The organism is Polaribacter litoreus (genome assembly GCF_054584775.1).
On record NZ_JBTLRD010000006.1, the window covers coordinates 195,730 to 216,332 of the forward strand.

Annotated in this window: 19 protein-coding genes; 6 read left to right on the forward strand and 13 right to left on the reverse strand. The window is 29.4% G+C overall.

Annotation, left to right across the window (positions count from 1 at the left end):
• The first annotated feature begins 348 nt into the window (after nt 1-348).
• Nucleotides 349-2,160, forward strand: a complete 1,812-nt coding sequence (locus ACW9UN_RS07215) for a hypothetical protein (protein WP_459485287.1) — start codon at nt 349-351, stop codon at nt 2,158-2,160.
• A gap of 179 nt (nt 2,161-2,339) precedes the next feature.
• Here the strand turns inward: ACW9UN_RS07215 and ACW9UN_RS07220 are convergent, their stop codons facing one another.
• On the reverse strand, nt 2,340-3,347 hold the full coding sequence (locus tag ACW9UN_RS07220) for a 3-oxoacyl-ACP synthase III family protein (protein ID WP_459485288.1): 1,008 nt from the start codon (nt 3,345-3,347) through the stop codon (nt 2,340-2,342).
• A gap of 263 nt (nt 3,348-3,610) precedes the next feature.
• Here ACW9UN_RS07220 and htpG point away from each other — a divergent pair, with 263 nt between their 5' ends.
• From htpG to ACW9UN_RS07245, 5 genes are all read left to right on the forward strand, one after another.
• Nucleotides 3,611-5,521: a molecular chaperone HtpG gene (htpG, locus tag ACW9UN_RS07225; RefSeq protein WP_459485290.1), complete on the forward strand. Its 1,911-nt coding sequence runs from the start codon at nt 3,611-3,613 to the stop codon at nt 5,519-5,521.
• 246 nt (nt 5,522-5,767) lie between these two features.
• Nucleotides 5,768-7,663, forward strand: a complete 1,896-nt coding sequence (locus tag ACW9UN_RS07230; RefSeq protein WP_459485292.1) for a hypothetical protein — start codon at nt 5,768-5,770, stop codon at nt 7,661-7,663.
• A gap of 12 nt (nt 7,664-7,675) precedes the next feature.
• Nucleotides 7,676-8,362 (forward strand): hypothetical protein, encoded by a 687-nt coding sequence (locus tag ACW9UN_RS07235; RefSeq protein WP_459485294.1) that lies wholly within the window; start codon nt 7,676-7,678, stop codon nt 8,360-8,362.
• A gap of 231 nt (nt 8,363-8,593) precedes the next feature.
• Nucleotides 8,594-9,112, forward strand: a complete 519-nt coding sequence (locus tag ACW9UN_RS07240; protein ID WP_459485295.1) for a hypothetical protein — start codon at nt 8,594-8,596, stop codon at nt 9,110-9,112.
• 7 nt (nt 9,113-9,119) lie between these two features.
• Nucleotides 9,120-9,473: a hypothetical protein gene (locus tag ACW9UN_RS07245; RefSeq protein ID WP_459485296.1), complete on the forward strand. Its 354-nt coding sequence runs from the start codon at nt 9,120-9,122 to the stop codon at nt 9,471-9,473.
• On the opposite strand, the gene ACW9UN_RS07250 is transcribed toward ACW9UN_RS07245, so the two are convergent.
• The 12 genes from ACW9UN_RS07250 to ccoS all read right to left on the reverse strand — a co-directional run bounded on the left by ACW9UN_RS07250 (nt 9,470) and on the right by ccoS (nt 20,330).
• On the reverse strand, nt 9,470-9,913 hold the full coding sequence (locus tag ACW9UN_RS07250) for a glycosyltransferase (RefSeq protein ID WP_459485297.1): 444 nt from the start codon (nt 9,911-9,913) through the stop codon (nt 9,470-9,472). The genes ACW9UN_RS07245 and ACW9UN_RS07250 overlap by 4 nt on opposite strands.
• A gap of 392 nt (nt 9,914-10,305) precedes the next feature.
• The gene (locus ACW9UN_RS07255; protein WP_459485298.1) at nt 10,306-11,007 is read right to left on the reverse strand and encodes a LytR/AlgR family response regulator transcription factor; all 702 of its coding nucleotides are present in this window, start codon (nt 11,005-11,007) and stop codon (nt 10,306-10,308) included.
• A gap of 302 nt (nt 11,008-11,309) precedes the next feature.
• Complete coding sequence (locus ACW9UN_RS07260; RefSeq protein WP_459485300.1) at nt 11,310-13,028, reverse strand: GAF domain-containing sensor histidine kinase; 1,719 nt, start codon at nt 13,026-13,028, stop codon at nt 11,310-11,312.
• Nucleotides 13,015-13,566 (reverse strand): heme NO-binding domain-containing protein, encoded by a 552-nt coding sequence (locus ACW9UN_RS07265; protein WP_459485302.1) that lies wholly within the window; start codon nt 13,564-13,566, stop codon nt 13,015-13,017. Before ACW9UN_RS07265 ends, ACW9UN_RS07260 begins: the two co-directional genes overlap by 14 nt.
• 6 nt (nt 13,567-13,572) lie before the next feature.
• On the reverse strand, nt 13,573-13,983 hold the full coding sequence (locus tag ACW9UN_RS07270; protein ID WP_459485304.1) for a response regulator: 411 nt from the start codon (nt 13,981-13,983) through the stop codon (nt 13,573-13,575).
• A 129-nt stretch (nt 13,984-14,112) separates the two neighbouring features.
• Nucleotides 14,113-14,814 carry a sulfite exporter TauE/SafE family protein gene (locus ACW9UN_RS07275; RefSeq protein ID WP_459485305.1) on the reverse strand — a complete coding sequence of 234 codons (702 nt, stop codon included), beginning with the start codon at nt 14,812-14,814 and terminating at the stop codon, nt 14,113-14,115.
• Nucleotides 14,815-14,891: 77 nt separating this feature from the next.
• Nucleotides 14,892-15,338, reverse strand: coding sequence for a FixH family protein (locus ACW9UN_RS07280; protein ID WP_459485307.1), 447 nt, complete (start codon nt 15,336-15,338; stop codon nt 14,892-14,894).
• Between the two features lie 114 nt (nt 15,339-15,452).
• The gene (ccoG, locus tag ACW9UN_RS07285) at nt 15,453-16,874 is read right to left on the reverse strand and encodes a cytochrome c oxidase accessory protein CcoG (RefSeq protein WP_459485308.1); all 1,422 of its coding nucleotides are present in this window, start codon (nt 16,872-16,874) and stop codon (nt 15,453-15,455) included.
• Nucleotides 16,875-16,912: 38 nt separating this feature from the next.
• Complete coding sequence (locus ACW9UN_RS07290; protein WP_459485310.1) at nt 16,913-17,767, reverse strand: cbb3-type cytochrome c oxidase N-terminal domain-containing protein; 855 nt, start codon at nt 17,765-17,767, stop codon at nt 16,913-16,915.
• A gap of 11 nt (nt 17,768-17,778) precedes the next feature.
• Nucleotides 17,779-17,946: a CcoQ/FixQ family Cbb3-type cytochrome c oxidase assembly chaperone gene (locus ACW9UN_RS07295; protein ID WP_459485312.1), complete on the reverse strand. Its 168-nt coding sequence runs from the start codon at nt 17,944-17,946 to the stop codon at nt 17,779-17,781.
• A gap of 4 nt (nt 17,947-17,950) precedes the next feature.
• The gene (ccoN, locus tag ACW9UN_RS07300; protein ID WP_459485314.1) at nt 17,951-20,146 is read right to left on the reverse strand and encodes a cytochrome-c oxidase, cbb3-type subunit I; all 2,196 of its coding nucleotides are present in this window, start codon (nt 20,144-20,146) and stop codon (nt 17,951-17,953) included.
• A gap of 16 nt (nt 20,147-20,162) precedes the next feature.
• On the reverse strand, nt 20,163-20,330 hold the full coding sequence (gene ccoS / locus ACW9UN_RS07305; RefSeq protein ID WP_397446219.1) for a cbb3-type cytochrome oxidase assembly protein CcoS: 168 nt from the start codon (nt 20,328-20,330) through the stop codon (nt 20,163-20,165).
• Nucleotides 20,331-20,603 lie beyond the last annotated feature (273 nt).

Consider the following 20,603-nt stretch of genomic DNA (forward strand, 5'->3'; position numbering starts at 1 on the left):
TAATAAAAATTACAGTACTGAAAACAAACAGGTTATTTATGTTAAATCAATATTTACAAAACTGCAGCAACTAAAAACCATGAATTTATAAGATATCTTTATATTGTGTTTTATTTGTCCCGTTTAAAAATTATCAATTCTGATAATTAAAAAGATATAATATACGAAGTTAAAAGTCCATTTATTTTTAAAATTACACCATAATATCTTGCTAAAATAAAACCAATAAACAAATCTATTTTTTACCTATTTCCATTTTAAAATATTAAATATAAAAACTACTTTAGCCTTCATAAATTGATGAAAAAAAAGAACCTAAACAAGGTTTTTAAATTATTAAAAAATATTATGAAAAAGATTTTAACTTTATTTACACTATTGATTATAGTTGTAGGCTGTGGTGAAGACAACAAAGAACCCGAAAAAAAGGGAGACTTAAATGTTAAGGTTGTTTTGAATAACTTTCAATTCATCGAAAATGCAGAAGTTTACACAGATCCAATATCTCACCAAGGCACAACAGATCAATTTGGCAGTGTATTATTAAAAGGTTTAGATGTTGGTAGCTATGAGGTTTTTGCTGGCTATGAAAATATAGGTACAGGTAAGTCTGTAGTAAATATTAAAGCAGATGAACTCTCTGAAGTTACAGTTAATATAATACCGGGAATTAATGTTGGTATAGCACCTACAATTGAAATTATTTTACCCTCAATACCTGCAGAATTTTCAGAAGATGAAACTATAAACTTCAGTGCTGTGGTTCAAGATAACGATACCGCAAATGAAACGATTAAAGTAAGTTGGACAAGTAATTTAGATGGCGAATTAAATTCTGACTCACCAGATACTTCTGGTAATGTTGCGTTTTCTACCAAATCCCTTTCAAGAGGCATACACACCATTACTCTAACTGCATTAGATACAGACGGATATAGCGCTAGCAGAACCATAGAAGTTAGCACATTAGCGCCAAAATCAATTACACTTTTAAGCGCTGCTAAAAACCAAGGTAAAATAGATTTGGAGTGGGAAAAGTATGCCAATTCTGATTTTTTAAAATACGAAATTTACAGAACTAATGCCGATTGTAATATAGAAAACGCCCAATTATTAACTACAATTACCAGTGCTGAAACTACTAGTTTTACAGATAACCTGCCTCCTTTTGAGTTTAAAGTGTGTTATTATGTTAAGATAATTAACTCAGAAAACAACTCGAGAAATAGCAATACAATTGGGGTAGATTCGCCAAGTGGATACATATTTGATTTTATACCTTATGACATGGTCAAACATCCAACAGAAGATTTTATTTATCTTTTAGATCGATCAGGAAAAAGACTTTTGAAATTTGATTATATCAATTTAACATTAGTAAAAGAAATTAACTTGCAAGGAACCATTGGTTATATAGCTATTGGAGATAATGGTTTTGATGTCGAAATTTATACCCCAAGTGATGATGGTTGGGTTTACGTTTACGATGCAAATGATTTAAGCTTAAAAACATCAATTAGTACAGGACTAGAAAATGCATGTGTAGTAGTTAATGGTTTAGGGCATGTAATTGTATCTGTAGCTCCATCTCCATGGTGGGAAAGACCAGTGAGAACTTTTTTAAGAAGTAATGGTTTGTACATTGATGGTAATGGAGATTTTGAAAGAGATCGACTAAAAATGATACCTGATAAAAACGAAATGATCTCTATTTCTACTTCTGTAAGTCCTATAGATATGGAATATTTTAAGCTTTCAAGTACTGGTACTATAGATATTCATAAAGATGATAGTTATCATGGAGACCACCCACTAGACCCAAAAATCTTTAGAATTTCTAATGATGGTAGGTATGTAATAACATCTGACCAAGGTGCTGTGTATTTGGCAAATGAATCAATGGAATACAAAGGACAACTTCAAAGAGGTGCTTTAAATTTTTCTGATTTTGCTTTTAGTGATGATGGATCTATAATCTACGCAGCAACTAGTAACAGAAAATCAGTACAAATTGGCAATTATCCTTCATTGATTAGAAACAACGAAATTTTAACAAAAGGTTTCCCTCATTTTATTATAAAAGATGGAAATCGAATTATTTCGCTAAGCAAACAGTTTCAAAATTCTAGCAATGCTGGTATAGAAATTATACAGCTTTAGAACCTAAAAAATACACAAAAAAAGAAGCTGTTTAAAAAGCATAAAAACGTATCATTTATACTGTAATAAAGAAATCTTATTTATTGATATTAAATGTATAGATTTTTCGACTTTACTAAAAATGACATATAAATCTGCTTTTCAAACAGTCTCTTTTTTATTATTTATCTTAAATATTTTTACCAACGAATAATAACTGATCCCCAAGTAAATCCACTACCAAAAGCAGCTAAAACAACTAAATCATTATCTTTAATTTTTCCTTGTTCCCAAGCTTCTGTTAAGGCAATTATTACAGATGCAGCTGTAGTATTACCATATTTCATAATGTTGTTATACACATTATCATCTGACAACCTGAACTTTTTTTGTATAAACTGTGCAATTCTCAAATTGGCTTGATGTGGAATTAACATATCTATATCTTCTTTTTGTAAATTATTTGCTTGTAAACCCTCTACAATTGCTTCAGAAAAACGAGTTACAGCGTGTTTAAATACAAACTGCCCATTCATATAAGGAAAATATGAAACATCATCAGGATCATTAGCTTCCATAATTTCTGGCACCCATCTACCAGTACTTGGGCCTTCTAACATTAATTCTCTTGCATGTTTTCCTTCTGAATGTAAATGCGATGATAAAATTCCCTTTCCTTCTTCTTCGCATCTAGATAAAACTGCAGCTCCTGCTCCATCACCAAAAATGACAGTTACACCTCTACCTCTAGTTGATTTTTCTAACCCCCCAGAATGGTTTTCGGCACCAATCACCAAAATGTTTTTATACATTCCAGTTTTAATAAATTGATCTGCAACTGACATCGAATAAATAAAACCAGAACATTGATTACGTACATCTAAAGCACCAATAGTTGACATTTCTAACATATCTTGAATCTGAACACCTCCACCTGGGAAATACATATCTGGACTCAAGGTTGCAAAGACAATAAAATCGATATCATCTTTGGTTAAACCAGCTCTTTCAATCGCTATTTTTGCGGCTTTAGCACCCATAACTGCTGTGGTATCTCCTGTCTTTGGATCTATCCAACGTCTTTCTTGAATTCCTGTTCGTTCTTGAATCCATTCATCAGAAGTTTCCATAAACTCCTTTAAATCGTTGTTGGTAACAACGTTATCTGGCACGTAATAGCCTAAACCAGTTATTTTTGAGCTGTACATATCTTTATCTTTAGTTAATTATTTGTTGCAATAAGCTAAAATAAGCAATTTTATACGGATAGAAAACTGACGAAATTCATCAATTTATGTCATCTTGTCACAATACAACATTTGGTATTTTTTTTGACTACTTGTACAGCAGAATATAAATATATGTTGATGTCATTTTGAGCGAAATAAAATGAAGTCGAAAATTTCTTTTTAGATTTCTCCATTAAGTCGAAATGACAGAAAATAACAAAAACTAAAATAAACATAAAATTATGAGCAAAGGAAACATTAATGTATCAGTAGAAAATATTTTTCCACTGATTAAAAAATTCTTGTACTCTGATCACGAAATCTTTTTACGTGAATTAATTTCAAACGGAACTGATGCAACTACCAAGTTAAAACACTTAATTTCTATAGGGGAAGCACAAACGGAATTGGGTGATGCAAAAATTGAAATCAGTATTGATAAAAAAGCGAAAACCTTAACGATTAAAGATCAAGGTTTAGGAATGACTGCTGATGAAGTTGAAAAATACATCAACCAAATTGCATTTTCTGGTGCTGAAGAATTTTTAGATAAATACAAAGACGATAAAAACGAAACTGGTGTAATTGGACACTTTGGTTTAGGTTTTTATTCTGCTTTTATGGTTGCTGATAAAGTTGAAATCATTACAAAATCGTTTAAAGATGAGCCTGCTGCACATTGGACTTGTGATGGTTCTCCAGAATACACTTTAGTTGAAGCTGACAAATCTGACAGAGGAACAGAAATTATTTTGCACATTGCTGAAGATTCTACGGAGTTTTTAGAAGAAGGTAAAATTAGAGGTTTATTAACCAAATACAATCGTTTTAACCAAGTGCCAATTAAGTTCGGTACTAAAAAAGTTAACGACCCTACTCACGAACCAAAAACTACAAAAGATGCTGAAGGTAAAGAAACTACAGAACCTCACAGACAGATTGAAGTAGATGATATCATCAACAACACAAATCCTGCTTGGACAAAAAAACCAGCAGATTTAGAAAAAGAAGATTACGATAATTTCTACAGAGAATTGTATCCAATGCAGTTTGAGGAGTCTTTATTCCACATTCACTTAAATGTAGATTATCCTTTTAATTTAACAGGTATTTTATTCTTCCCTAAGTTGTCTCAAAACTTAGACATGCAAAAGGATAAAATTCAATTGTATCAAAATCAAGTTTTTGTTACTGATAATGTAGAAGGTATTGTTCCTGATTTCTTGCAAATGTTAAAAGGTGTTATCGATTCTCCAGACATTCCATTAAATGTTTCTCGTAGTTATTTACAAGCTGATGGCGCTGTAAAAAAGATTTCTGGTTACATCACTAAAAAGGTAGCTGATAAATTATCTTCATTATTCAAAAAAGACAGAGCTGATTTTGAGCAAAAATGGAATGATATCAAAGTAATTATTGAATACGGAATGTTATCCGAAGATAAATTCTTTGATAAAGCTAAAAAGTTTGCTTTATACCCAACAGTTGCAGACACTTACTTTACGTTTGATGAGTTGATCGAAAAAACAAAAGATACACAAACAGATAAAGATGGTAATCATGTAATTTTATATGCTGCAAATAAAGACGCACAACACAGTTACATTCAAGATGCTACTGCAAAAGGTTATGAAGTATTAATTTTAGATTCGCCAATTATATCGCATTTAATGCAAAAATTAGAAACTTCTGGTGATGGCAAAATTAAATTCTCTAGAGTAGATGCTGATCATATTGATAATTTAATTAAGAAAGACGACAACGTAATTTCTAAATTATCTGATGAAGAAAAAGAGAAATTAAAGCCCGTAATTGAAGGTGCTGTAAACAACTCGGCTTACACAGTTCAATTAGAAGCTATGGACTCTAACTCTTCTCCATTTATAATTACTGTACCAGAATTTATGCGTAGAATGAAGGAAATGCAAGCTACTGGAGGTGGTGGAATGATGGGAATGGGTAATATGCCAGATATGTACAACTTGGTTGTAAATACGAATAGCCCACTAGTTTCTGAGATTTTAGCTGCGGATGAAGACAAGCAGAAAGGTTTAATTTCTCAAGCTTTTGATTTGGCAAAATTATCTCAAAACCTTTTACATGGTGAGGAGTTGACGAACTTTATCAAACGTTCTTATGAACTAATTAAATAATCGTCATTACGAGAAAGAATGACGAAGTAATCTTTTCCTCATAAAGAGATTGCTTCAATCGTACCTCATTCGCAATGACTGAAAAACTAAAACCTCTTTGTGTAAACAGAGAGGTTTTTTTGTTGTATGTAAAAGGTTTTTCATAGTAATTATTTATTTTCGCTAATTAATTTCCTTTTAATATAAAGACTTCTGCAAAAAAACAGCTTAAATATAGAAAATAATAAAAAAACTTTGCTCTTTGCTATGAAAACAAAAAAAATAATTCCCTACATAAGTACTTTTATTTTACTTTTAATTGTTGGTTGTTCTTATAATTTTTCTGACGATTATTTTATTGATATAGAAAGGCCTAATACTGATGGTAATTCAATTATTATAGATGATTTTGAGAATAATGACACCATAAATATCAATAGAACCTTAAACTATAGCATTAGTTTAAAGGATAACCAGCATCAACTTTCATCAAAAGTATTTCTTAATGATGAGCTTATTGCATCTAATACAAATGCTGACAATCTATCATTTAATTTAACACCTTCAAGATACGAAGATGGAAAACATTCAATTAAAATAGAGTTTAGTTTTACATCTGGCTCAGGCAGTATAAGAGATCAATCTCAATTAGAAAATCTTACAAAAAACGAAACTTTTAAATTTGTAGTAAAAAGGAAACCTTCTAATCCGCCATCAGTAAACAATGTTAGTATAGAAAATGGTAGTATTAGTATAAAATGGAATAAACCTAACAATCATGACTATGAAGAAGCTTTTTTACATTTAAAGTTCAAATACTCCGAAAAACGTATTCCTTTATCAGATGCAGCTTTAAGTCTAAGTGAATATGTAGATACTTCAACGATTCTTTTAACGGGTCCAGAAAATTCATGGAGGCAAGACATAGCTTCTTACGTTGATTATTCTATACTATATAAAAGTAAATATGAAGAATTACAAGGTGCTCCAAAAAGAATTACGTTTAATCCAGATTGGATAAATCTAAAGATATCTTACGTAAATTCTGAAAGCTATAAAATTAAATGGGAAGCATATCCACTTTATAATAATGTTAAAGAACTTACAATAGGTTCTCACAATACCCGATTTAATGGTTCAACCACTGGAGGCGAAAAAATTATTAACGAACCATACATTTTAGGTAATAAATATACAGCATCAATAAGTTTTGATGATTTTAGTGTATACTTTCTTACAGGTGAAATTCCTTTAGATGAAAGTTCCTTTAATTTTTTTGATGTTGATCTACACCAGATAAAAGAAATGATTTACAACCCTTTCAATCAAAAATATTATGCCTTGGTTTTCAGAAACAATACGCATTATATTTATGAGTATTCTGAAGAAATGGAATTACTAAGACAAAATTTCATAACAAATGATGATCCATATACAGACTTTATAGCCCTACAAATATTTAATTTAAACCCTTTAAATGGCAATCTTTATTTAGAAACTAGAAATGGATCTTTTGAAATAGACAAAAATAGTTTAAATATTATAGAGCAATACATAAACACAGATACCGAAAACTCATACCTAACTATTTTAAGAAACGATATTCTATACAAGTATAATACTGCAACTTATAAATTATATCTTGAAGTTAAAAATATGAAAACAAACAACATAATTTTTTCTGGTAAACTAAATGCTAGGTTAGGTACATTTGCTGCTTATGGTGGTACTTTATCTAATGACGGAAAATACTTGAACATACCAGATTATGTTGCATCTAAATCTACTATTTACGAAATTTCAAACGACAATCTTATAAAAATCCTAGATTTTAATGGAACGCCTACAGTAAAATTTTACGACAATAAAGTACTCTATCAACTAAATAAAGAAGTATATTTAGTTAATTTAGATTCTAAATTAAGCGAATCTTTTACAAGTGCTTTTGAAAGAGGAAAAGTTAGTTATGATTCTGAATCCAATAAAATATTATTAACAGAAGATGATGGAATAGCTGAAATTTTTGATTTACAGCTTCAGAATTCGAAAACATTTAACTATGAGGTCCGTAAAGATGAGCGATCCTATCAAGAATATCACTATCTTTTTTTACAAAATAACAGACTTTTATATACAAAAGGATTATTTTTTGATAATTACTAAAAAAAGACTTCTATGAAAAATATAATTTTTGTTATAATATTATTAACTTCTTTGAATTGTTATAACCAAAAAGTTGAATTATTTTTTGATGTAAATGGTGGTATTTTAACCAACTTACCCTTAAGAAAATTCCACAACGAATTAGCCGATGACATCCAATTTAATGGAATAAAAACAACAGATAACTTTAACTATAATTATGGATTTTCTGTTGGTTTTAAAGTTAATAGTATAAATACATCCTTCTTTTTTAGTCAAAAAGTGGCTGGTAGCAAATCTTCTCTTGCAGATTATTCAGGATTTGTTTCGTTAACGAATGAAATTAAAGGCAATACTTTTGGAGCATATTATGAAAAAGAGATAAAGAAAATAGGAAAAGGACAATTACTTCTTGGTATAAAAGGTGTAATTACTTTTTCTGATTTAACATTATCCAATAAAAATTCCATAATAACTAATACAGAAGAAGTTTTTATTTTTAAATCGATTGATTTTGGCTCGGGATTATTACTATCTTACAAAACGTATTTTAACAAAATTTTTATCAAACCCTTTTTAGGCTTTGACGCTTATTTTGGAGGTAAGTTAAAATTTGAAGAAATACCTGACGCCCATTTAACTTTTGAAAATGGAAGTGATGTAAAAACTGGTTGGACAGGTATAAATGGTGGAATAGGAATTGGGTTTATACTTTTTTAGCAACAAAACATCAATCAAAATTGTTTTCACACACATCTTTTAACTGAAAAATCTTGTTTTTTGGGTACAATTTTAAATCTTCAAAAAATTTGGTAAAAAACCTTTATCCTTTAGTTTCAGTTCACTAAAATTTGTACATTTTCACTTTTAAATTAAAGCTAACATTTATCATTTTTGTGCAAAAAACTTAATAATAGTTTTGTGCTTTATAAATTATAAAGCATTTTAAAAATGAAAAGAAAAGTAGTTACAATTGCTGTAATCTTAATAAGTTTGGTTAACTATGCACAAAATCATCATGACAACTTTAAGCATTTTAGAATTAGTCCGGTTATAAGCCACACCTATATACCAATGGCTTCTATTAATGGTAATGAAACTGTTATTGTGCCTTCGCTAGGTTTAGATTTAGAATATTGGTTTACAGAAAAATTAGGTTTTGGTTTTCACAACGATTTAGAATTGTTAACTTTCGAGGTTGAAAAAGATCAACAACTTCTGGTTGAAAAAGAATTTCCTGTAGTGGTTACTATAGATGCTCTTTGGAAATTTTATAAAGATTTGGTATTGGTTTTAGGTACTGGTTTAGAGTTTGAAAAAAATGAAAACCTATTTATAATTAGAACTGGTTTAGAATATGAAATTGAATTTGGTAAGCATTGGGATATTGCCCCAACAGTTTTTTATGATTATCGTTCTAATAATTTTGGTACTTGGTCTGTAGGAATTGGAATTGGAAAACGTTTTTAACATAACATTGAAAGTAAAAGATATTATTGGAAAATATACTATTGTTGGTAGCAATCAAGATGCTTCTGATGAGACCTATAAAGGCGAACTTTTTTTATCTTTAGACAATAGTAAAAGAGTTATCGCAAAATGGATTATCAATACTAACCAAGTACAATTTGGTAACGGTTTTTTTAAGGATAATATATTAGTGATTAACTTTTATTATAAAAATGATGATCAAAAGATATTTACAGGCACAGTTGTTTACAAATGCTTAACTAAAGATATTTTAGAAGGTTTTTGGTTTGAAGAAGAGGGAAACCCACTTTACTTAGGATCTGAAAATTGTTTTAAAGTTAATACTAATGTTATCAATTAAAAACTGGTTTTCATTTTAATAAGCTCTTCAAAAGGAAAAACATTACTCAGCACATTTCTTTCAGATCGTGTTTGATATTTTGATAATAATTCTTTTTGTAGCTCTATTTGAGAAAAATATTCTTCTATATGTTTTAAATACATAATAATATTAGACTCAAGGTATATCATATTCTCAAACTCAGCCTCATTTAATAAAAATCGTGCCCCAGCTTTTACCGCATATTTTAAACCTTTATTGCGGCTATTGTCTAAAATAAATATATTATCACTAGCATTTGCTTGTAACTTTATTTTATTTAGCGCCTCAGTAGTTTTATCTGTACTTGCATTATTTACCAAACATATCTTAAAATTATTTTTATCTAAAAAATCTAAAATTGGGTTTGTATCTATAGTTTGCGCGTCATTATTGAAAATAATAATAATTCCAGAATGCATTATAAGGATTGTTTAATAGTTAATCTGATTATTTTTTTGTTCAAAGCTATCTTTTCTTAAAATTAAACTACACTTTAGGGTTAGATTTGTTGTGATAAATTTTCGTATCAAAAACAAACTAAAAAAATTGCGTACTAATTTTTAGCGTTTAATTATTAAAAAACCATCTATTTAATTTTTTTAAGCTCAACTGTTTCATTGGGAATGTAATTACCTAATGATTGATGACATTGTGCTTTTAATAAGGTTACCGAAGTTAATATTAAAATTAATAGTTTAATTTTCATGATAGTGGTATTTATCACAAAATTAAAGACTAAGAGAGGTATTTACACTTTTTTTCGACTTTTACGTTTTAAGTGTAGACAAGATGTAGTTTAGTTTAGATTAACTTATAACAAATCTAAACGTTTCATTAATTCTGGTCTTTTAGATCTACTTACAGGTATTACATCTTTCTTTATCAACACACTATTATCTTCAATATCAATAATTTTTTTAACATTAATAATGTAAGACCTATGCACTTTTAAAAATAATGAATCTGGTAGTTTTTCTTCAATTTTTTTTAAGGTAGAGTGTACTGTATAATTTTTATCTTCTGTTTTAATTTTTATGTAATCTCCTTGAGCTTCAACAAGGCATATACTAGGTAAATCAATCTTAATTAAACGTCTATCAATATTTACATAAAAATCATTAGAAACATCTTCGGTTTTTGAATCTGCTTCTTTTGTTTCTATTTTTTTACTTTTAGCTTTGTATATTGCTTTTTGAAAACGTGAGGATTCTATTGGTTTTAAAAGGTAATCTACAATAAATTCATACTCAAAAGCTTCAATAGCAAACTTTGGATCTGAAGTAGTTAAAATAATTTTTGGAGGATTTTTAAGTGCTTTAATAAAATCTACACCATTAAAATCTGGCATATGAATATCTAAGAAGATTAAATCTACAGTATTTTCATTTAAAAACTTCATGGCTTGAATGGCATTGGGAAAATCTGCCACAATTTCTAAATCATTTATTTCATCGCAGAGTGTTTTAGTGATAACTCTTGCCATTTTCTCATCATCTATAATAATACACTTCATATAGCTAAATTTTTTTTAATAAAACAGGTAATAGAATTTATTGTTTTTATGGTTGCAACTCTTTGAGATACTTTTAACTAGATGCAATTAAAAAGCATGTGTTTGCCTAATTTATATTCTTTTAGCGTTCTAAAGTACAAAATTTATACTTTAAAATATATATTTTATGATACTAAATTTTAATATTAAAAACGTTATTTTTATTTTTTTAAGAACAGACCACATCTTTGTTGTAGAAGCTTTTTTTTATTGACCTTCTTTACGCATATATGTTGACATCTGTTAATTAGAGATATATGCAATTATTTTTTAATAGTGAAATAGAATGTAGTGCCTTTATTTAGTTCTGATTCTAGCCATATTTCTCCTTTATAAATATCTACAATTTTTTTTACGATAGATAAACCAATTCCAGAAGAATCTTCTGATTTTTTTAGAGATTGAAATATTTTAAAAATTTTATCAAAATGCCTTTGCTCTATGCCTATACCATTATCTTGAATAGAAAATTGATAAAATGATTGGCGTTCTATAAAATCGATATTAACCACTCCTTGGTCTTTATTTATAAATTTTATGGCATTACTTATTAAGTTTTGAAACAGTTGTTTAAACTTTGTACTATCACCTTTTACAATAGGCAATTTTTTTAAAATATTTATAGAAACATGGTCTGGAACATATAAAACTTGTATAAGTTTTTTTACCAATTTGTTTAAATTAACTTCTTTGTCTTCTTTAATTTCAGAATCTATACTAGAAAACTCAAGTACATCAGAAATTAAATTCTCCATGGTTTCTAATGTTAAATCTATATCCGAAAAATTTTGCAAGGTTTCTGCATCAAATTTGCCATCGTTGTCCATTTTTATCCAACTGGTTAATGCTGCGATGCTTCTTAATGGCGATTTTAAATCGTGCGAAACAATGTGTGCATATTCTTTTAACTCTTCGTTGCTTCTCTTTAATTTATCAACTAAATCTTTATTTTTTTGTTCTACTTTTATACGTTCTCTTAAATTTATAGCACTTTTAAGCTGAAGTGAAACTAAATTTGCAATATTTTCTATGGTACTTACCTGATCTTTTGTAAAATAGTTTTTACTTTCATGTTCAGCATCTATAACTCCTATTATTTCGCCATCATTAATAATTGGTACAGTAATTTCAGAAAACCTAATGTTATCATCTAAAACATACCGAGCATCTTTTGAGGTGTCTGCAACAATTTCAGAAACTCCTTTAAGGGCAACACTACCAACAATACCTTTACCCATAGGTAAAATAATTTTGTTTTTTATGGTATTATCTGTCGTCTTTTTATCTCCATAAGCAGCAATCTGTTCTAACGTTTGATTTTCTTTATCAACTAAATAAATTATACAATCTTTAGTATCTAAATAATTGGCTATATTTTTAGACATTTCCCAAGCAATTTCATTGATGTTTTCTTTACCTAAAACAGATTTTGCTGTATTATTGACTAAATCTAAAATAAGTTGTTCTTTCCTTTGTTTGGTTACATCTCTTATAATGCCTTGTGCGGCTATTGGTTTTTTGTTTTTATCATAAATGATACTAGAATTAATATTTACCCACTTTATTTCATTTCTTTTTGTAATAACTCTAGAAGAAAAGTCTGAAAACTTCCCTTTTTTGGTGAGTTCTGCAAAAGAATTTAGTGCGTACCTATAATCATCTTTATAAATAAATTCTGGAAAACTGATAGGTTGTTTTGTTAGTTTAAAACCAAAAAACTCTTCAGCAACATCATTCATTTTTAAGATGTTACCATTAATATCTATAATTAAATATGCATCATTAATGTTTTCGAAAACTCCTTTTAGTTGTGAGTCTTTTTCATCTAATAAGAGTTCTAATTTATTGTTTGCCTCTTTTAACTTTTTAGAGGTATTAAAAAGTGCTAAAGATTTATCTTCGAGTATTTTTTCTGCCTGTTTACGGGCTTTTTTTTGACGTAAAAGCGCTCTCTCTAATATATCTATTTTATTTTGACTCACTATTTTTATTGATTAAAAACCGAACTTCTGTACCATCTTCTTTAATTTTTTGAAGAACAATTTCTGCGGTGCTATTAAAGTGTTTGAATGTTTTATTCATTAAACCCAATCCAAAATGATGCATAGCTCTGCTAGATTTATAAACCATTGTCAAAGAATTTTCTGTTTTCTTTTCTACAATAAAAGTTGGTAGCTCTGCATCTGGATAAATTTTTCTAACCTCTATATGGATATGATTTTCGATAGATGATAACATTTCTATAGGGTCTTTATAGGTTGCTAAAAGCCCTGGATAGTTGGCTTCTATAATACTAAAAAAATGCTCTGCATAGACTAGTAATAAATCGTCAATTGAAGCGCCTGTATTTGCGCTTAAATTTTGTAAAAGCTGTAGCATTTCTCCAAACTTATAGGTACCTATAGCAGTATACACACCTTCTGATTCGAGTTTAGATTGTTGAATAATTTTATCCACCATTTCTACCCCAAATTTATCTTCTACTAACTCTAAAAATTCAGTAAAAATTATTCCTTTCATATTTTTTTAAGGTTTTAAAAATTCGTTAAAACTCCAATACTGCAAAACAGCATGAATTTTTGATTGATAATCTTCATATTTTAGAGGTTTTATTACATAACCTGCAATACCTAATTTATAACATTCTTTAACGTCTTTATCGTGGTCTGAAGTGGTTAATATAATAACTGGAATGTGCATATAGTCTTCATTACCCTTAATTATTTTTAAAAATTCATTACCATTAGTATCTGGCATGTTTAGATCTAAAATAATTAAATCTGGTAAATCTTTTTCTATACTAGCAAGCGCTTTTTTTCCATTACTTGCAATAGTTAAATTATAATTATTAAGTTCTTTTGGAATAGATCTTTTTAATTTCATTACCTCAATATCATCATCTTCTACCAATAATATTTTAATCTTATTTCTTTGCATGTAAAATAATTTAACCGAACAAAAATAAGTTATTTTGTAGAAACTTTATTTTTGTACTGCTAAAGTTAAATGAAGTATAGGTAAAAGCATGCTTTAATATAGACGAATGTGCTATTATTTATTGCTTTATTAATGACAGGTAGAAGCAGCATCTGCTGCAACCTCTACAATTTCAGCCGGAGAAATATAAGGTATTCCTAAACCAAGACCTCTTAGTATAAAAAGAGCGCCTATAAAAACAACCATAGTTGGTATAGCTTTTTGAATATTTTTTTTAAAATTACCTTTGGTAAAGTTTCCTAGATATACAAAAGCAGTCATTAAAGGAATGGTACCTAGCCCAAAAAGAAACATATACAAACTACCTGTAAATGCATTTGAGGTTGTAATTGCTCCAAAAACTGCCATATATACCAAACCACAAGGTAAAAAACCGTTTAAAAAGCCAATCGTAAAAAAGGTGTCATTTCCTTTCTTTTTTAGTTCTTTACCCAAAGAATTTTTTATTTTAAGCACAACAGTACTTATTTTTTTTGAAACTGATAATTTTTGAAGAATTTTAGGGAAAATAATCGTTAAAATCATTAAAACACCTACAATAATAGAGAGTTGTTGTTGAAATCCGAAGAAATAGAATCCTTTTCCTAAAAAACCAAATAACAAACCTATTAAGCTATACGTAAACAACCTACCTAAATGATAACTAATAATTTGAAAGAAACTTTTTACCGAGTTTTGTCTATCAACAGGTAACATAAATGCTATTGGGCCACACATGCCAATACAGTGAAAACTGCCCAATAAACCAAATATGATGGCTGATACTAACATTCGTTTTTTATTTTTTTACAACTGTTTTGCTTATTGTAAAGTAAAGCTTATTTAAATTAATTTTTAATAGAGATTGTTTAATAAATCAATTCTTTTTTTACCAAATAATTGATATTTTTATGTTTCCATAATATTTTTATGTTCCAGCGACCATCTAGTAAACGTTGTTCAGGCACGAGCAAATATGGTTTAGAAGTTGAAATAGGAATTTCAAAATCTAATTGTTTATTAGATGGTCTATATAGGAACACTTTACCTTCTATTTTTTTTGATGAAAAGTTTTTTGGGAAATTAATTTTTATCCCTTCTTTATTTCTTTCAATTTTTATGTTTTCTTGTAATGCATTGGCATTTTTTTCTGCATTAATTTCTTCTTGATAATTTAATTCTGCTTGGTAATATTTGTCTGTAACTAAATCGTGACTGTAGGTATTGTCTGTACTCATTGTAATTACAAAATACATTATAAAACTTATAAACCCAATAATGGCAATTGCTATTCCTGTTCCCCAATTAAATTTCATAATTCTTTGCTTTTTTGAGATTTCTCCTGTCGATGAAATAACATTATTATTATTTAAATTATTAGAATTATTTCCAACTTCTAACTTCTAATGTCTAATGTCTAATGTCTAAAATTATCGATAACTTCTTGGTCCTAAGAAATTTGTTACTGTAGTTTCTAATAATCTATCGCCGCTAAAAACTCCTATTTCTATATCTATATTATCATCTTTTAAAGCAGCTGCATTTAACTCTATAAATAAAGTTCCTTCAGCCAAACCCTGCTTAGGTACTACAAAGCTATGATTAGACACCAACTTTATTTTACCTTTATGCGATAAAATTTTATAACTTACATCTTCAATATCTTTTGTAGTTTTATTGATAACTTTATAGGTGTACACATTACTAATTATGTTATTCTCTTTGTGTTCATACAATTGCCCTGGTAATCTTAGTATTGTAGCTTCTACATCATTTCTTAGAAATAACATTCCTATTAAAATTCCAACTAAAATTAATAATACTGCTGAGTATCCTTTCATTCTAGCACTAAAATGGAATGGTTTTTTCTCGGCGATATTTTCTTCACTTGCATATCGAATTAAACCTTTTGGCAGGTTTACACTTTCCATGATATGATCGCATTCATCAATACAAGCAGTACAATTTACGCACTCTAATTGCGTACCATTTCTAATATCTATACCTGTTGGGCAAACTACAACACATTGTTTACAATCAATACAATCTCCTTTTCCTAATGCTTCTCTATCTTCGTTTTTCTTAAATTTAGAACGTCCTTGTTCTCGCTCACCTCTTTTATAATCATAGGCAACGTTTATCGTTTTATTATCTAATAAAACCCCTTGTAACCTACCATAAGGACAAGCAATAATACATACTTGCTCTCTGAACCAAGCAAAAATAAAATAGAAAACCCCTGTAAATATTAATAAGGATATTAGGGTTCTAATATTATCTAAAGGATTACCTGTAATGTAACTAATTACGGTATCGCCACCTATTAAATATGCCAAAAAAACGTTTGCTATAAAAAATGAAATTAGAAAAAAGATAAACCACTTTAGCAGTCTTTTTCTAATTTTTTCGGCATTCCAAGGTTGTTTTTCTAAACGAATTTGTTTTCCTCTATCACCATCAATCCAATACTCTATTTTTCTAAAAACCATTTCCATAAAAATGGTTTGTGGACAAATCCATCCACAGAAAATTCGACCAAAAACCACTGTAAATAAAATTACAAAAACTACACCTGTTATCATAGAAATAACTAACAAATGAAAATCTTGTGGCCAAAATGGAAATCCGAAGATATTAAATCTTCTTTCTAAAACATTAAATAATAAAAATTGATTGCCATTTATTTTGATAAAAGGAGATAACAATAAGATAGCCAATAGCAAATAGCTTACATAGCTTCTATATTTATAAAATTTACCACTCGGCTTTTTAGGAAAAACCCAAGAACGCTTACCATCTTCGTTTATTGTACCAATACTGTCTCTAAATTGTTCGTTCTTGGGCGCTTCCATACTTACCAACTACTACTATTACTAAATCACTTTTTTATCTATTCTTGCCATATTTCTCCTTGAGGAGCTTTTGCTTTTGCGGGTTTGGTACCTTGTAAAGACAATACATAACTAGATACTTTTGCAATATCTTCTGGTTTTAAGGTTTTATTCCATGCAATCATACCTTTACCATCTCTACCACCTTCAGAAACTGTATTGTAAACGTTTTTTATACCACCACCTAAAATCCAGTATTCATCTGTTAAGTTAGGTCCTATTTGCCCTCCTCCATCAGCTAAATGACAAGATGCACAGTTTAAGTTAAAAATTGCTTTTCCTCTTTTTAGGTCTGAGGCATCTGTTAACAAGGTTAAATTAGCTACATCAAATACATCTGGTGAAGAGGCCTTGTATTTATTAATTTCTATTCTAGCTTCGGCAACTGCTTGTTGATACTCCATTTCAGGAGAATCGCCACCTAATACATGAAAACGTAGCAGATACACAACTGCAAATACAATAGTTGCATAGAACATATATACCCACCAAGGTGGAAGTGAATTATCTAATTCTTTAATGCCATCATAATTATGATCTAAAACAATTTCTTGTTCTTCTTCTATGGCTTTGGCTTTTGTCCAATTTTTTAATAATTTTTGTATCCAAATATTCTCTGGTTCTGGAACAATACCATCTTTTTCGTTTTGTAACTCTTTGGCTTTAGTTATCGCCATAACACTTACAACCTCTTTAAGTACAAGTACTGCTACAAAGCCAATAAGCGCTATCCAAACTAATGGGTTTTCATAAATATTTAAAGGATTTTTATACGCTGTAAAGGCATTTACAAGGGCAAAAAATGTTACTAAAACAAATAGTATATAAACTGTTGATTGAATCTTTTTTTTCATTTCTAAAATTTTTAATGGTCTAAAGGAATGTTACTAACCTTATTGATATACTCTTTTCTTGCAGTAAACACCCACCAAAATAAGGCTACAAAAAAGGTAAAGAAGATAACTAGTGATATTAGCGGATATATTTCTATACCCGTAATACTTTCCATGTGATTTTTTACAAACTTTAACATCGTCTTATTTTTTTGAAATTTGTTGTTCGTCTTTTACTTTTATATCTGTTCCTAATCTTTGTATGTAAGCAATAAGGGCTACAATTTCTCTGTCTTTCATTTCTACAAAATCTTGTCCATTTTCTTGTGCATATTTTTTATCAGCTTCATAATTCTGAGCAAAATCAGGATCTTGATATAAACTTTCTTCGATTTTCTTTCCTTGAGCATCCATTGATTGTTGAGCGTTTGCTATTTCTTCTTCAGAATACGGAACACCCAAAGTAACCATTGCCTCCATTTTACTTTCAGTATTAGATTTATCTAATTTATCTCTTACTAACCATTTGTAAGAAGGCATTATAGACCCTGGAGACGTACTTTGTGGATCGTACATGTGGTTTAAGTGCCAGCTATCATTGTATTTTTGACCCACTCTATGTAAATCGGGTCCTGTACGTTTACTTCCCCATAAAAATGGATGATCGTACACATATTCACCTGCTTTAGAATATTCTCCATATCGTTCTACCTCACTTCTAAAAGGACGAACCATTTGTGAGTGACAACCCACACAACCTTCTCTAATATATAAATCACGTCCTTCCAATTCTAAAGGAGTATAAGGTTTTACGCTACTAATTGTAGGAATATTTGATTTTACCAATAATGTTGGTATGATCTGCACAACACCACCAATTAAAATTGCAACTGTTGCGTATATGGTTAATTTGATTGGTTTTCTTTCTAACCAAGTGTGGTAACCCTCTCCTTTAGTTCTAAACTTAGAAACTTTTGTTAGTGCAGCAGCTTCTGCTAATTCATCTTCTACATCACTACCAGATCTAACCGTTTTAACAACATTGTACAACATTACAATTGCACCTATGATAAATAGTGATCCTCCAATTGCACGCATCCAATACATAGGGATAATTTCATTTACAGTTTCTAAGAAATTACCATATGTTAAAGAACCATCTGGGTTAAACTGTTTCCACATAGAAGCCTGTACAAAACCAGCCACATACATTGGTAAAGCGTACAAAATGATTCCTAATGTACCAATCCAAAAGTGAAAGTTTGCTAATGCTTTAGAGTACAAAGTTGTTTTAAACATTCTCGGAATTAACCAGTATAACATACCAAAGGTCATAAAACCATTCCAAGCTAAAGCACCAACATGAACGTGAGCAATAATCCAATCAGAAAAGTGTGCAATTGCATTTACATTTTTAAGAGATAACATTGGCCCCTCAAAAGTAGCCATACCATACCCTGTAATGGCAACAACCATAAATTTTAAAGTAGGGTCAGTTCTTACTTTATCCCAAGCTCCACGTAAAGTTAGTAATCCGTTTATCATACCTCCCCAAGAAGGTGCAATTAGCATTACCGAAAAAGCTACCCCTAAATTCTGCGCCCAGTTTGGTAAAGCTGAATATAATAAATGGTGTGGCCCTGCCCAGATATAAATAAAAATTAAAGACCAAAAATGTACAATCGATAATCTGTAAGAATATACAGGTCTGTTTGCTGCCTTAGGAACAAAATAATACATTAAACCTAAAAATGGTGTTGTTAAGAAAAATGCTACTGCATTATGGCCATACCACCATTGTACTAAAGCATCTTGAACACCTGCGTAAACCGAATAACTTTTTAAAGCACTAACTGGTAACTCTAAACTATTAAAAATATGCAACACTGCTACAGTAACAAACGTTGCTAAATAAAACCAAATGGCCACATACAAATGACGTTGTCTTCTTTGTAAGATGGTCCAAATCATATTAGCACCAAATGCAACCCAAACAAGTGCAATAGCAATATCTATAGGCCATTCTAACTCGGCATATTCTTTTGAAGTTGAATAACCTAAAGGTAGAGTAATTGCGGCTGCTACTATAATTAATTGCCATCCCCAAAAATTAAAATTACTTAAAAAGTTATTTGCCATTCTTGCTTTTAACAAGCGTTGTAGAGAGTAATAAACTCCTGCAAAAATTGCATTACCTACAAAGGCAAAAATTACTGCATTTGTATGTAATGGTCTTAAACGCCCAAAACTTAACCACGAAATTCCCTCTGTAAGATTAGGGAACAAAAACATAAAAGCCAGTAGCAAACCTACTGTAAAGCCTACTATACCCCAAAATAAGGTAGCATAGATAAACTTTTTAACGATTTTATTATCGTAATAAAACTGTTGCATTTCCATAATTTAGTATTTAATTCTAGTTGATTTTCTTATTTTCTTTTATCAATTCATCATCAAACAGCATTCGCACTGAAGGCGTGTATGAATCATCATACTGTCCTTTTTTTACTGAATAAATAAATGCAATAAAAAATACAATGGCCACTAAAATACTTAGTGTTAGTAGTAGGTATATTACGCTCATATCTTGCCTGATAATTTGATAGGTCAAAGATAAATGTGAATGTTTTCATAAAATATGACATTTGTCATAATTCAAGATTTAAGTAAAAAAAGAGAATATTTATAAATAAAAAAAAGTTCTTTCTGTTATTTTTAAAATTAAGTTAATAGACTTATAATCAATTCAACTACACATACTTTTTAATAATAGGTAGGATGTTCTACTTTTACTTAAATCAAACTAAAAAAAAACTTCAATAAAAAATAACAGTCTTTGAATGTATAATTTTTATGT